Origin of the sequence: Halomonas sp. ND22Bw (assembly GCF_003011945.1) — a bacterium.
GTDB lineage: Bacteria > Pseudomonadota > Gammaproteobacteria > Pseudomonadales > Halomonadaceae > Halomonas > Halomonas halophila.
In genome coordinates this window covers 1-274 of the sequence record NZ_PXWD01000827.1, presented here as the reverse complement: position 1 = coordinate 274, position 274 = coordinate 1, and the positions used below count along the sequence as shown (strand labels likewise).

General features: G+C 40.5%; 1 protein-coding gene. It reads left to right on the top strand.

Going from position 1 to position 274, the window contains the following annotated elements:
* Positions 1-274, top strand: a 274-nt coding sequence (locus CVH10_RS26835; protein WP_219924904.1) for a hypothetical protein, incomplete at both ends; no start/stop codon positions are given.

Here is a 274-nt window from a genome sequence, read left to right as displayed (position 1 = left end):
CTCTGCTTTCAAACCCCACAGATCTATATCTTCTCTCTCCTCCGCTTCTTCTATCAAAAGTAGTTCAAGAGAAGCACGTTTTGCGAAGAAGACTTTCTTTAAACCAAATAAAGACGATGGACTCGTAAAACGTTTATGTAGAGACAAACAGTTCAAAGAAGCAATAAGTATATTATGTGAACAAAATCGTCTGAAGGAAGCTGTGCAGATTCTGCCACACATCGATCGTCCGTCTGCTACTATATACTCCACTCTCTTAGGAGTCTGCCTTCGA